The sequence below is a fragment of the Methylomonas sp. PHL2-19 genome (assembly GCF_059331595.1).
Genome location: NZ_CP196839.1, coordinates 455,382 through 468,965 on the forward strand (window position 1 = coordinate 455,382; position 13,584 = coordinate 468,965).

Genomic DNA, 13,584 nt, shown 5'->3' on the forward strand with positions numbered 1-13,584 from the left:
GAACAGGACAGATATCAAGATTTAATCTGACAGCCCGCAGAACATTATTGGCAGTACGCACTATTGCTGATCGCTTGACACAAAATCCTTGGATAAATTATGAGCCACAAACAAAACAAAGTATTGCCCGTAACTTATGTCACTTGGTGGAGTCATAACACAAACCATCATATTTTGATGGTTGCCGCTTTGATTATGGCAATAATATTGCCAACAACTGGATTAGCAACTTACCCCGCTACCATTGTGAGCTGGTACGATTATGGCTACGCTCCCGGTAAGCTTTCTATGCCGCCCTCTGGAAATGGGCGTATAGCTGATTGGCACGCCACATGGCCGGGTCACCCAGACATGTATTTAAGCCCTGCTCAATGTTCTTATTATGGACAAGGACTTATTATTAACTGCTCAAGTACTGGATGTGGAGGGGGATTTACATGTAGAGCAGATCTTTCATGTCCTGATGGTTCTGCACCAAATTACGCTAATGGGACGTGCGCCGGGGTCAATTACCAAAAGAGTGCGGGTGAAAATAGTGGTTGCGCTAGTAAAGTTGGAAATCCATGTGATTCCGCAACAGGAAATAAATATCAAAAAGACGTAGATTTTTCTAATGAAAGTATTGGTTTATCTTTCAGACGTCACTATAACAGTGTTCAGCAATTACGGAATACTAATAGCATAGGCTACGGTTGGAGCCATCAACTTGCCCCCAGTCTGGAAATTCTAACCGGCAAGATTTTTATCCACCAAGCCGATGGCCGTGCCGAATGGCTCACATTGAGCAACGGACTCTGGCAAGGCGATGCCGACAGCCAATTGCGGCTAACCCAAGATAGCACCGGCTACAGCTTGACCGATCAACTGGGCGTGGTGGAACGTTACGACACCGCCGGTCGCATCGTGTCACGCACCGAAGCCAACGGTCGCACCACCACATACAGCTACGACAGTAGCCAGCGTTTGGTCACGGTCACCGGTCCCTTCGGCCACAGTCTGCAACTGGCTTACGACAGCGCCAACCGGATCAGCAGCGTCACCTACCCGGACGGCCTGAGTAGTCAATATCAATATGATAGCGATGGCAACCTCAGCAAAGTGACCTATCAGGATGGCAGCTTCAAACTCTACCATTACGAGAGCACCGCCTTCCCGCATGCCCTGACCGGCATCACCGACGAGAACGGCGACCGTTATGCGACTTGGGCCTACGACAGCCAAGGTCGCGCCAATTTATCCAAACATGCCGGCGACGTTGAACAAGTAGCGCTGAGCTATAACAATGACAATAGCACCGATGTCGTCGATAGCTTCAATGCCAGCCGGCATTACACGTTTCAGACTATCTTAAACGTTCAGAAACTAACCGCTATTAGCCAGCCCGCCGGAGCCGGTAGTGTTGCGGCAACCCACACCCAAAGTTACGACGCCAACGGCAACCTCGCCAGCCGCACCGACTTCAACGGCAACCTGAGCTGTTACGTCTACGACCTAAGCCGCAATCTGGAAACGACCCGCATCGAAGGCCTGGCGCCCGGTGCCAGCTGCCCGGCCAATCTGAGTACTTACGTACCGGCGCCGAACAGCATTGAGCGCAAAATCAGCAGCCAGTGGCACGCCAACTACCACCTGCCCACCCAAATCGACGAGGCCGGCCGGCGCACCGCCTTCAATTACGACGCGGGCGGCAACCTGCTAAGCAAAGCCGTCACCGATACCGCGACCGGGCAAAACCGCAGGTGGAGCTATACCTACAACAACCTCGGCCAAGTGCTGAGCGCCGACGGCCCGCGTACCGACGTTAGCGACATCACCGCCTATAGCTATTACTCGGATACCACGGCCACTCACCATCCCGGCGACCTGTGGAAAATCACCAATGCTCTCGGCCACACCACCACCTTTACCGCCTACGACGCTAACGGCCGCCTGCTCAGCCTGACCGATCCTAATGGCTTGGTGATTGGCTTTGCTTACGACGCTCGCGGCCGCCTGACCCAAAAAACCGTCGACGGCAACACCACCGCCTACACCTACGACAAAGCCGGCAACCTGACTCAAACTACCTCGGCAGCCGGTGTGACCCATACGTTTACCTACGACGCTGCGCACCGCCTGACCGACATCACCGACGCCCTGGGAGGCAAGATTCATTACACGCTGGATGCGATGGGGAACCGCACCAAAGAGGAAATTCTCGATAGCAGCGGCGCAGTGGTTAAAACCCGCAGTCGCGTCTACGACGCCTTGAACCGCTTGGCCCAAGACATCGGCGCCTACAACCAGACCACACGCTACGAATACGACGCCAACGGCAACCTGACCCAGGTCACGGACGCTAACGGCCATGCCACCCAGCACCAATACGACAGCCTGAACCGGCTGATCCGCAACACCGATGCTCTCGCCGGCTTGACCGACTATCGCTACGACGGCCAAGACCGCCTCACCCAAGTCACCGATGCCAACAACCACGACACCGTCTACAGCTACAACGGCCTCGGCGACCTGATGCAACTGGACAGTCCCAATACCGGGATTACTCAATACGGCTACGACAGTGCCGGTAACCGGATCGGTAAAACGGATGTGGCCAAGGTGTCGGTAACATATACCTACGATGCGCTGAATCGGATTAAAAGTGGCGACGGCGGCGCGCAGTTTTATTACGACGAAAACGGCAACTTGGGCAAGCTGTCGCGCGCCTTGCGTTCGGGCTCCAGCGGTAACCGGACTCTCAAGTACGACCGGGCAGGACGGTTGACTTCCATCACCGCCAAGGGTTTGCCGCATACCTACGATAACTTTATTTACTATGCCTACGACGCCGATGGCAAAGTAGAAAAAATATCGCATTCGGGATACCGTGAAGTTCTTTATGGCTTTGATGCGGCCGGCCAAGTCGACTCGGTATCGCTGCACGACTGGGATGATGGTACCGTTAGCTGGGTCTACGACATAACAACACCGCTAGCAACTCACATCACCCATCTGCCGTTCGGCCCGGTCAAATCGCTCACCTACGGCAATGGCAAACAGATCAGCCGTCGCTACGACTTAGACTACCGGGAAACCGGGCGCACCGTGCCGGGCGTCATGGCCGCCACCTATGGCTATGACTTGAACGGTAACCTCGACAGTGTGGCCGACGAATTAAGCTCCTCGGGGCGTCATCGAAATTTCGGTTACGACCCGCTGGACCGGCTGTCCAGCGCCACCGGCGTGAACACCCATGCCTTTAGCTATGACGATGTAGGCAACCGTCTGAGCAGCGAGCGGAATGGCGCACAGACCTCGTATACCTACGACCTCGGCAGCCAGAAACTGCTGGCGCTCACGGGCGCGCAGCAGGCCAGCTACCAGTACGACGCGAACGGCGACGCGAGCCAGAAAGGCAGCCGGCATTTTTACCAGGCCACCGACCATTTGGTCACGGCCATCAAGGATGAGGCGGGCGGAAGCCTAGTCTCGGTTCAGGCTAATAAGTACGACGCCTTCGGCTATCGCAGCATGAAACTGACAAACAGCGGTAACGTCGCGTTTGATTATGACGTGCTGAGCGGAACGCTGCTGGATGAAACCAAGTGGGGAGGGACGGCCTTCTCGCACAGTTATGTTTACCTGGAAGGCGAGCCACTGGCGCGGATCAACTATGACGTGGACTCGGATCCAAACCAGACACCCTGGCCTATCCATTATTACCACAACGACCGGTTGGGCACGCCCCAAAAAACCACGGACCGCACGGGCAACATCAGTTGGGCAGCAGATTTCGATCCGTTCGGCAAGGCCACGCCGACCACGGCCTTCATCACCCAGAATCTGCGTTTCCCCGGTCAATACTACGATGAAGAAACCGGCCTGCATTACAATATCGCCCGTTTCTACGATCCTAACCTCGGGCGCTACCTGCAATCCGATCCGATTGGGTTGGCGGGGGGCATTAATACCTATGCCTATGTTTATAACAATCCTCTGAGATATACCGATCCTCAAGGATTGGTTGCAGTTGCAGCGCCTCTTGTAATACCAGCTGTTCAGGCGCTTGTTGATGCTGCAACGGTTGTACTTGGCGGCGCAATGATCGCTGATTCACTTAGTTCTGGAGATGAAGGTCCATCAGTACCAATTGATTTGCCGGAAAATATTCCAGACTTTGATTTTGATAAACCCGGTCAATGTCCCGTAGACAAGAATGGCAATCAATGGCCTTGGAAAGGCAAACCACCACAAGGTGGCGATAAAGGCGGCTATAAAAATCCAAATGGCCCGGAAAGTTTGCATCCTGACTTAGATCATGGTGGAGATATTGGCCCACACTGGGATTTTAATGATAGAAATGGCCCTGGCTATCGAATTGGGCCTGATGGAACGATATGGCCGAAATAATGAAAAATTCATCAGTTCAATCAATCTTAGGCTTGGCGAGGGAAAAAGCTATTAAGCACATATTAAATGTTCTTGATATTGATAATTCCTTATGCCAGTTTGTAAAAACTCAAGTCGATTTAAGCGTTGGCGGTGTTTTTTCTGTTGTTCCTGCAGATTTAAATGTCGAAAATGTTGTTGATTTTTCTTGGGGATTTGGCAAAGGCTCTGACAACTCATTGCCGGATAGAATACTAAGAGCTTTGAAGTTAAATTCTCCGTCTATTGCAATGTTTGATGATGTAATGGGAAGTGCGGAAAATGTAGCTGGCCACGGTTCATGTCTTACAAATAATGACGAGGTCTATCATTGGGTTGTTGATACAGAAGCCACGGAATTAAAATTGAGAGATTTAATTAGAGGAACTGGTGTTTCGTGGCATTTTTTGTGCGTTGTTTTTGAGTTAGAAAATTCTATTGATATTAAAGATTGTGTTATGAATTCAAAATACGATTCGTTCAAAAATATACTAGAAGTTGTTGTTGGCGCCTATGATGGAGAAGGTTATATTCATTGGTCACCGAATAGTCGCTTGTAACAGGCATAAAGCGGAACTTTTGGCGGGTTCCGCTCATGACTGCAAGACCGCTGGTCTCTCATAAGCAAGCCCGCGTAGATACTGTTATCCAAATCAAATCAAACGAATAGCCGAATCGAAGGGTTTTGCGGATTTCAGGGCCGTAGATACTGTTATCCAAGTCAAGCCAGATGAATAGCCGAGTCGAAGGGTTTTGCGGATTTCAAGACACCGAATGCCACATGAATCAATTTACGCATCATGGCCCCGATAATCAGCTTATTGGGTTTACCAGCACCGGCTAATCGTCCACGGAATTGTTTACCCCAGGCTGTTTTATAAAGCGTCACCATGGCCGGCATATAGAACGCGGAACTCATATTTAACGGCAAAACATATCCAGAAAATCCCACAGTCCCACCTGCTCGACAAGTAAAAGAACAATCGACAGGAGAGGTGGTAATCTCATTGCCCAACACTGGAATTAAATAGCCATAGCCTTGGAGCCTTCTTAAGGCCGTAAGTCGCAATCGGTAGGGCGTCAATAGGCGAAGCCGTATTGCGCCGTATGTCTTACGGCCTTGCCCGTCAATCAAATCTTCCTTGCTATAGTTTTGGTTCCAACGCGATAACGTGCGCTGATCTATAGGATGCTGCCGACAGGCGCATCGTTCGCGACCGTTGCGCCTTGCATGGCTCGACACAAACTGCAGATTCAAAACCGAAGTGCAATACCCGAAATGCGCATGGATTCGCCAAACTCTTTATTCACCGCCAATGTTTTAACCTTGCCGACAGGGCTATCAGCTGCCGAAGGCCCTTGATCAGCTGCTGCCGCGTCTTGTCCCAAACGCTGATGCCTTTCCTGCTCCAACACCTCAATGTCACGCTGTAACAACTCCATTTTTATCAGCCCGATAGATAGAGGTGCAAAATATAAGGCTGTCAACGTGCGGCCAGTTTAATTTTGGACGTCCAAGCAGTTTACAATTTCGCAGTAGGCTCAGTTTTCAGCCGCGCGGGTCGCTGCTGGGCGCGTTGTGCGTTACAATCGCGAGTCGCACAACCGGTTGCTTCAAGAGAATAATAATGACACCCGCCGAATTTACCGCATACGCCCAACAAGGCTACAACCGCATCCCGATCTGCCGCGAAGTGCTGGCCGATCTGGACACGCCGCTCAGCGCTTACTTAAAGCTGGCCGACGGCCCTTATTCCTATTTGTTTGAGTCCGTACACGGCGGCGAGCAGTGGGGACGGTATTCGATCATCGGCTTGCCTTGCAAAACCCGTATCAAAATCAGCGGCCACCGCATCACGGTCGAAAAAGACGGCCACGACAACCAGACTTTCGAGCACGCTCAACCGCTGGAATGGATAGAAGAATTTCGGCAAAACTACAAGGTGCCGGATGTGCCGGGTTTACCGCGCTTCAACGGCGGTCTGGTCGGTTATTTCGGTTATGAAACCATCGGCTATATCGAGCCGCGTTTAAAGCCCAGCGGCAAGCCGGACCCTATCGGCGCGCCGGACATTTTGTTGATGGTGTCGCAAGATTTGCTGATATTCGACAACCTGTCCGGCAAAATGCTATTGCTGACCCATGCCGATCCGGCACAAGCCCAAGCTTACGAAAACGCCAAGGCCAGACTCGACGAACTGGTGGTGAAGCTGCGTGAACTGCAAGCCAATCCGCAAGCACATCCTGCCGTTAAGCACGTGCACGAACACGATTTTGTCTCCGGTTTTACCCAACAAGGCTACGAAGACGCGGTGTTAAAAGCCAAACAATACATCACCGACGGCGATTGCATGCAGGTGGTGTTGTCGCAGCGCATGTCGATTCCGTTTGAAGCCGCTCCGCTGGATTTGTATCGGGCTTTGCGGTGCTTGAATCCGTCGCCGTATATGTTTTTCATGAACCTGGACGATCTATATGTAGTGGGCTCGTCGCCGGAAATTCTGGTGCGGCTGGAAGACAACGAAGTGACGGTGCGACCAATCGCCGGCACCCGCAAACGCGGCGAAACCCACGAGCAGGATCTGGAGCTGGAAAAGGAACTACTGGCCGACCCAAAAGAAATCGCCGAGCATTTGATGCTAATCGACCTGGGCCGCAACGACACCGGACGAGTCGCCAAAATCGGTAGCGTCAAACTCACCGACAAAATGATCGTGGAGCGCTATTCGCACGTGATGCACATCGTTTCCAACGTCACCGGCGAATTGCAGGAAGGTAAAAATGCCTTCGACGTGTTGGCGGCCACCTTCCCGGCCGGCACCGTCAGCGGCGCGCCGAAAATCCGGGCCATGGAAATCATCGACGAACTGGAGCCGGTCAAGCGCGGGATTTATTCCGGCGCGGTGGGTTACATCTCCTGGTCCGGCAATCTGGATACCGCGATCGCGATCCGCACCGCCATCATCAAAGACCAAACCTTACACATTCAAGCCGGCGCCGGCATCGTTTACGATTCCGTGCCGCGCAACGAATGGGATGAAACAATGAACAAAGGCCGCGCGGTGTTCCGCGCCGTCAGCATGGCCGAAGCCGGCCTCCTGAGCAGCGCGGCTCAATCTAAAGGAGCACAAACATGAGCGGCGTCAGATTGGTGATGGTCGACAACTACGATTCGTTCACCTACAACCTGGTGCAATATTTCGGCGAACTGGGTGCCGAGGTGGTGGTGGTGCGTAACGACGAAGTGACGGTGGAAGACATCGAAGGGCTGCGCCCGGACAAAATCGTCATTTCCCCCGGCCCCTGCACCCCCAAAGAGGCCGGCATCTCGGTCGAAACCATCCACCGGTACGCCGGCAAATACCCGATTCTTGGCGTCTGCCTGGGTCACCAGAGCATAGGCTACGCCTTCGGCGGCAACATCATCCACGCCAAGCAGATCATGCACGGCAAAGTATCGCCGGTGTATCACAAAGATTTGGGCGTGTTCACAGGCTTGAGCAATCCGTTCACCGCCACCCGTTACCACTCGCTGGTGATCGAACAAGCGACCATGCCGGATTGCCTGGAAGTGACCGCCTGGACCCAGGACGAGGCCGGCAACATCGACGAAATCATGGGCGTAAGACATAAAACGCTGGATATTGAAGGCGTGCAATTCCACCCCGAGTCGATCCTGACCGAGCATGGACATGATATGTTGCGGAATTTTTTGGCGCGGTAAAATTGGAATTACAGGAGCTAGGTCCCGCATTCCAACATTGCTTGGCTTGAGCTTTTGGTTCTTGATTTTCGCTTGGGACTTATATTTCGTATACAGCTGTCTGACAGCATTGTTTACCGGCGAAATCGGTTTTGGTCGCAGTAGCTCGATTATTCATATTGACAAACGTCCCGAATGGTTCTGGTTTGCTTTTTGGTTTCAATTCATTTTGGGTTTAGCCGCAATACCTGTTATTTGGCAGGAAATTTCAAAGCTCCGAAGAAATTCTACGGCACCCAGATCGGATGCTCCGGATAGCGATACAGCTTTCAGCGTTGAAGTAACCCAAATTTCTAGCCATGGCCTTTGGTTGAAAACTAGGGAAAATACCTTGTACATGTCATATAACGATTTCCCGTGGTTTAAAAACCAGTCTCTTCAGACTATCTACCAAGTCGAAGAGCCATCGCCGGATCATTTTTATTGGCCGGAGATCGATGTCGATTTGACAATAGAAATGATCAAGCATCCTGATAGACATCCGTTGCAAGCCAAGCTATAAGCCACTTGAATTAGGGAGTAACGGCAATTCTTGTTACTAATGCTGACTTTGTTACCGCCAACTCAAAATTTCCGGAGCGCATTAACATGTACACGACTTACAAACTCAAAGCCAGCGAGCTTAACGACGATTTTCTGCAATCTGTTAAAGCCTTGTTCCACGATAAAGTAGTGGAAATCGCCATTTGCGATAGCTTGGAGGCCGAAGAAGACGAAACCACATATTTGCTGAAAAATCCGGTTAACAGCGAACGCTTGCTAACAGCCATTAACAATATCGAGCAAAAGCAAAATATCGTTCGCGTTGACCTATCCGAGCTATGAAAATCGCTTTCGAGCAAAGTTCATTTCTAGACTTCAATGAATGGGCGCAAACCGACAGAAAAATCTACCAGCGTATCGTTTCGCTGATTAGCGACATAGCCCGCAATCCTCATAGTGGATTGGGTAAACCTGAGCTTTTGAAGCATCAGCTGCAAGGATTTTGGTCTAGGAGAATCGACCAGGAACATCGTTTGGTTTACCGGGTGCAAAATGGTGAGTGCCTAATCGTCGCGTGCAAATATCATTACCGTTGATTCCAAGGTGGCCGCCATTAGCTATTCAGCAATTATCATCGGCGCCGGCCCCGCCGGATTGATGGCCGCCGAAGTGCTAAGCCAGGCCGGCTTGAGCGTCGCTGTGTATGACGCTATGCCCTCTGCCGGGCGTAAGTTTTTGATGGCCGGCAAGGGTGGATTAAACATTACCCATTCTGAATCGTTCGAGCCGTTTTTGTCTCGCTACGGCACACAGCGTGCCGCACTGGAACCGATGCTGAACGCCTTTTCTCCGGAGGCCCTGAGAGCCTGGGTGCAAGGCTTGGGCATAGAAACTTTTGTCGGCACATCCGGCCGCGTGTTTCCAACGGAGATGAAGGCCGCACCGCTGCTGCGCGCCTGGCTGCACCGCTTGCGTTCGAATGGTGTGCACTTTCATATGCGCCACCGCTGGCTGGGCTGGGATGATGATGGCGCGCTGCGCCTGAGCAATCCGGATGGCGAAATTTCGGTCAAGCCACAAGCAACCGTGTTGGCCTTGGGCGGTGCTAGTTGGCCGCAACTTGGGTCGGATGGGGCCTGGGTGCCATGGCTGCAGGCTCGCGGTGTGGAAGTTGCACCCTTGCAAAGCGCAAATTGCGGATTTGAAGTAGCGTGGAGTGCGCATCTACGCGAGAAGTTTGCCGGCGCGCCGCTCAAATCGATAGCGCTAACCTTTACCGACACGCAGGGCTACACCGAACGCAGGCTAGGCGAAATGGTGATTAGCACGCACGGCGTGGAAGGCAGCCTGATTTACGCATTTTCGCGGCGGCTGCGCGAATATCTGCATGTTCACGGCAGCGCCACCTTCACCGTTGACCTACTGCCAGGACGCGATGCGGAACGGGTGCTGGCCGAAATCAGCCGCCCCAGGGGTTCCCGGTCCTTATCCAGCCATTTGCAGAGCCGGGTTGGCATTTCCGGCGTCAAAGCGGCCTTGCTACGCGAAGTGCTCAGCCAGGCGCAATTTGCCGACGCCGCCATTCTAGCGAAGACGATCAAAGCCTTGCCCATCACTGTCAATGCCACCCGGCCCATCGCCGAAGCGATCAGCAGCGCCGGCGGCGTGAGTTTTAACAGTCTTGATCAAAATCTGATGCTTACCGCGCTACCCGGCGTTTTTGTCGCCGGTGAGATGCTGGATTGGGAGGCGCCGACCGGGGGATATTTGCTTTCGGCTTGCTTCGCTACCGGCCGCAGTGCCGGACTGGGCGTGTGTGACTGGCTAAACCGGCATCAAAAGTTTTAAAGAACTCCCCACTCCATAGCCGGACGCAAAAAAGGGGTAGCCGGCGCCACCCCTTCGACATCTTGTTTAGCGTGCGACTTCTGCGAATGGCCGCATTCTGCGCATTGTATTAGCCGACCGCAACGAGGCGGCTCCGGCCAATACACTGCCAAATAGCCAGAAAGCCCCCGGTAGCGGTACGCTGCCGCCGCCTCCGGTTCCGTAGTCGTACCCGTAAACCGATGCACTGGTATTCGCGGAAAAACTTCCGCTCCAACCGTCTTTAAAGACCAAAGCAACAGACAATATATCGTTTTCCGTCACGGGCGCGGAGCCGGTTGATAGGTACTGATTGACATTTTGGTTGACTGACCCGGAGTTTCCGCCATTGTAGTAACTCAAATTGAAGCTTGCGTTGGAGCTTGCCGAGGCATTACTTGAGGCACCCAGATCCCCCATCAAACTGTAATTCGCTTCGAAAATTAACAGTCCGCTGCCTTGCACGGTAAAACTGCCGGATCGCTGGCTACCGCTGCTGGCTGATAAACTTTGATACGGAAAAGAACCGTTTAGAGCGGCATTGGCGTTGATTTGATTAATCGATGTAGCGCTGGAAGCAGATCTGCTATAGGTCGATGTGGACAGTGACTCGGTAGTCGAAGTCCCTGAGCTCCAATTTGCCGCGCTATCATAGGTGTTGTAGTAGTAACCAGTATTCACTTGGCTAGTGTCGTTCTGATTACTCCACGTCACAGTTGGCAGGCCATTGCCAATATCAATGGCGGTAATTTTAAAGGTACTCCAGTCGATGACCGCGCTCGCAGAAACCGTCGCCGCCTCAGCAGATTGGGCAAGGCAAAGCGATAGCACCAGAATGCTGAACAGATAAGTCTTAAAGTAAGGTCGCCGAATCGGCTTGGCAAAGTATTTCATGGTAATGTCTCCATTGATTAACGAGCACAAATTTTCTGCGCACGGCCAAACGGCCAAAAACCGTTGCCATGCTGATAAAGACTAGCTCTTTGCGACAAGCCGCTTATTTAAAATGCTAGTCTTGACCGTCATTTAACAGCTAAGTTAACCACCGTCAATTACCATAAAAACATAACGGCTTAATCAATGTGCTACGTCAATAAAACTTGAAATTTATAAGCTGGCTTGGAATAAAATCGCCTTTTTATCTACCCGTTCTCGAGATCGTGTAAGCAAGCGACCTCGCTCGCGAGGGATTGACGGCCCGCGAGGTTTTCGATATGAGCCGTCGTTTGTTATCATCCCTGTCTTGACCAAGACACCGGCTACCCACTCCATGCAAATCCAAGCCACGCTGCAAAAACTTCTGGATAAACAAGACCTCGGCACCGAGGAAATGCGCGATGTGATGCGTACCATGATGCAAGGCGAGCTGACCGACGCGCAAATCGCCGGCTTTTTGATTGCCTTGCGCTGCAAGGGCGAAACCATCGAAGAAATTGCCGCGGCGGTCAGTGTGTTACGTGAGCTGGTGCGGCCGGTTCCGGTGCATGGAGAGCATGTCATCGACACCTGCGGCACGGGCGGCGACGGTGCCAACACTTTCAATATTTCGACGACGGCGGCCTTTGTGGTCGCGGCGGCCGGCGGCAAAGTGGCCAAACACGGCAATCGCTCGGTATCCAGCAGCTGCGGCAGCGCCGATGTATTGGAAGCAGCAGGCATCAATTTGGATATGCCCGCCGAACAAGTGGCGCAATGCGTCAACGACATCGGCGTCGGCTTTTTGTTTGCCGCCAAACATCACAGCGCGGTGCGCCACACGGTCGGTCCGCGCAAGGAAATGGGCGTGCGCACCTTGTTCAATCTGATCGGCCCGCTCTCCAATCCGGCCAATGCGCCGCATCAATTGATCGGCGTGTTCGATAAACAATGGTTGGTGCCGGTTGCGGAAGTCTTGAAAAAACTGGGCAGCAAGCATGTGCTGGTGGTGCATGCGCGCGACGGCCTGGATGAAATCAGCATCGCCGCACCGACCGACGTCGCCGAGTTGATCGACGGCATCGTGCACAGCTGCACCGTCACCCCGGAACAATTCGGCATGCCGCGCGCCAGCCTGGCAACCTTGTCGATCACTTGCGCAGCCGATAGCCTGGCAATTATGCGCGCGGTATTAAATAATCAAGCCGGCCCGGCCCGCGACATTGTGGCATTAAACGCCGGCGCAGCGATTTATGCCGCCGATTTGGCCGATTCGCTGGATGCCGGCATTCGCCGAGCGCATCAGGTGTTGGCGGATGGGAGTGCGTTGGGGAAATTTGAGGCGTTGATTGCTTACTCTTGAGCGGCAGCATTTGCCCTATAAATGATGACAATAGGCACACGCCGACGTAAACTCTATCCATGAAACCGTTTCGCTGGAATCATGAGAAAAATGAACTATTGAAGAAAGAACGCAGCATCTCTTTCGAAGAAATAGTATTGGCTATCGAAGCTGACGGAATGCTGGATGAATTACGCCACCCCAACCAGGAAAAATATCCCAATCAATTTGTGCTCGTGGTAGCGCTGGATGGTTATGTTTACTTGGTACCTTACGTCGAGGAAGCCAATTATTTTTTCTTGAAGACAGTTATTCCAAGCAGAAAAGCAACCCGAGATTATCTGACCAGGAAAAAACCCAATGATAAAACTTGATGACTTTGAACAAGATCTTCTGACGGCCTATGAGCAGGGCGAACTTGAGTCGACAACGCCATCGAAAGCCGATTTGGCTAAATTCAAGGCCGCAGCCTTAGCTACCACCATCAAAGATAAACGAGTCAATATCCGCTTATCCTCTCCCGATCTGATGGATATTCAGGCTCGTGCGTTGGAAGAAGGTATTCCGTATCAAACACTGATTGCCAGTGTTTTGCACAAATATGTTTCAGGTCGCTTAGTAGAGAAACCTTCCAGCTTAAATTCTCGTTCAAACCAATAGATTGCCAAATAGTGTTTTTTGGCCTGGCGGGTTGATTCGCTTGATTAGCCGGTCTATTGTCTAGGTCTGGTTTTTCGAACGGTTTGAGAGGTTTACTCAGGTTTATTTATCGATCAAAGCGAGACACTTGATGTCGGAAGTAGTTGAA

14 protein-coding genes and 2 pseudogenes are annotated in these 13,584 nt (G+C 52.3%); 13 read left to right on the forward strand and 3 right to left on the reverse strand.

The window, feature by feature from the left end:
• Window positions 1-382: 382 nt before the first annotated feature.
• The 4 genes and pseudogenes from ACR02O_RS02110 (at window position 383) to ACR02O_RS02125 (ending at window position 4,967) form a co-directional block, all read left to right on the forward strand.
• Window positions 383-604: a hypothetical protein gene (locus ACR02O_RS02110; protein ID WP_445369930.1), complete on the forward strand. Its 222-nt coding sequence runs from the start codon at window positions 383-385 to the stop codon at window positions 602-604.
• Window positions 605-615: 11 nt separating this feature from the next.
• Window positions 616-708 (forward strand): annotated as a pseudogene (locus ACR02O_RS02115) (DUF6531 domain-containing protein); the annotation flags it as partial.
• A 72-nt stretch (window positions 709-780) separates the two neighbouring features.
• Window positions 781-4,389 carry an RHS repeat-associated core domain-containing protein gene (locus ACR02O_RS02120; RefSeq protein ID WP_458139205.1) on the forward strand — a complete coding sequence of 1,203 codons (3,609 nt, stop codon included), beginning with the start codon at window positions 781-783 and terminating at the stop codon, window positions 4,387-4,389.
• On the forward strand, window positions 4,389-4,967 hold the full coding sequence (locus ACR02O_RS02125) for a hypothetical protein (RefSeq protein ID WP_319961034.1): 579 nt from the start codon (window positions 4,389-4,391) through the stop codon (window positions 4,965-4,967). Before ACR02O_RS02120 ends, ACR02O_RS02125 begins: the two co-directional genes overlap by 1 nt.
• Window positions 4,968-5,128: 161 nt before the next feature.
• On the opposite strand, the pseudogene ACR02O_RS02130 reads toward ACR02O_RS02125, so the two are convergent.
• A pseudogene (locus ACR02O_RS02130) lies at window positions 5,129-5,317 on the reverse strand (IS110 family transposase); the annotation flags it as partial.
• A 344-nt stretch (window positions 5,318-5,661) separates the two neighbouring features.
• Window positions 5,662-5,895: a hypothetical protein gene (locus ACR02O_RS02135; protein ID WP_458138681.1), complete on the reverse strand. Its 234-nt coding sequence runs from the start codon at window positions 5,893-5,895 to the stop codon at window positions 5,662-5,664.
• 140 nt (window positions 5,896-6,035) lie between these two features.
• Here ACR02O_RS02135 and trpE point away from each other — a divergent pair, with 140 nt between their 5' ends.
• From trpE to ACR02O_RS02165, 6 genes are all read left to right on the forward strand, one after another.
• A complete protein-coding gene (gene trpE / locus ACR02O_RS02140) occupies window positions 6,036-7,544 on the forward strand; it encodes an anthranilate synthase component I (protein ID WP_494522698.1) in 1,509 nt (502 codons plus the stop codon).
• A complete protein-coding gene (locus ACR02O_RS02145) occupies window positions 7,541-8,131 on the forward strand; it encodes an anthranilate synthase component II (RefSeq protein WP_033157507.1) in 591 nt (196 codons plus the stop codon). The genes trpE and ACR02O_RS02145 overlap by 4 nt, the downstream gene beginning before the upstream one ends.
• A 109-nt stretch (window positions 8,132-8,240) precedes the next feature.
• Window positions 8,241-8,672 (forward strand): DUF2442 domain-containing protein, encoded by a 432-nt coding sequence (locus tag ACR02O_RS02150; protein WP_494522699.1) that lies wholly within the window; start codon window positions 8,241-8,243, stop codon window positions 8,670-8,672.
• 86 nt (window positions 8,673-8,758) lie between these two features.
• On the forward strand, window positions 8,759-8,995 hold the full coding sequence (locus ACR02O_RS02155) for a hypothetical protein (RefSeq protein WP_033157508.1): 237 nt from the start codon (window positions 8,759-8,761) through the stop codon (window positions 8,993-8,995).
• A complete protein-coding gene (locus ACR02O_RS02160) occupies window positions 8,992-9,249 on the forward strand; it encodes a Txe/YoeB family addiction module toxin (protein ID WP_033157509.1) in 258 nt (85 codons plus the stop codon). The genes ACR02O_RS02155 and ACR02O_RS02160 overlap by 4 nt, the downstream gene beginning before the upstream one ends.
• Window positions 9,250-9,256: 7 nt before the next feature.
• On the forward strand, window positions 9,257-10,501 hold the full coding sequence (locus ACR02O_RS02165; RefSeq protein WP_033157510.1) for a TIGR03862 family flavoprotein: 1,245 nt from the start codon (window positions 9,257-9,259) through the stop codon (window positions 10,499-10,501).
• 66 nt (window positions 10,502-10,567) lie between these two features.
• Here ACR02O_RS02165 and ACR02O_RS02170 read toward each other — a convergent pair whose 3' ends face one another.
• Window positions 10,568-11,413 (reverse strand): hypothetical protein, encoded by an 846-nt coding sequence (locus tag ACR02O_RS02170; RefSeq protein WP_033157511.1) that lies wholly within the window; start codon window positions 11,411-11,413, stop codon window positions 10,568-10,570.
• Window positions 11,414-11,789: 376 nt separating this feature from the next.
• On the opposite strand from ACR02O_RS02170, the gene trpD reads away from it, so the two are divergent.
• Genes trpD through ACR02O_RS02185 form a run of 3 tightly spaced genes read left to right on the forward strand, consistent with a single transcriptional unit; the run spans window position 11,790 to window position 13,436 of the window.
• The gene (trpD, locus tag ACR02O_RS02175; protein ID WP_494522700.1) at window positions 11,790-12,797 is read left to right on the forward strand and encodes an anthranilate phosphoribosyltransferase; all 1,008 of its coding nucleotides are present in this window, start codon (window positions 11,790-11,792) and stop codon (window positions 12,795-12,797) included.
• 59 nt (window positions 12,798-12,856) lie between these two features.
• Window positions 12,857-13,150, forward strand: a complete 294-nt coding sequence (locus ACR02O_RS02180) for a toxin (protein WP_494522701.1) — start codon at window positions 12,857-12,859, stop codon at window positions 13,148-13,150.
• The gene (locus ACR02O_RS02185) at window positions 13,137-13,436 is read left to right on the forward strand and encodes a CopG family antitoxin (RefSeq protein ID WP_205451875.1); all 300 of its coding nucleotides are present in this window, start codon (window positions 13,137-13,139) and stop codon (window positions 13,434-13,436) included. Before ACR02O_RS02180 ends, ACR02O_RS02185 begins: the two co-directional genes overlap by 14 nt.
• Window positions 13,437-13,584 lie beyond the last annotated feature (148 nt).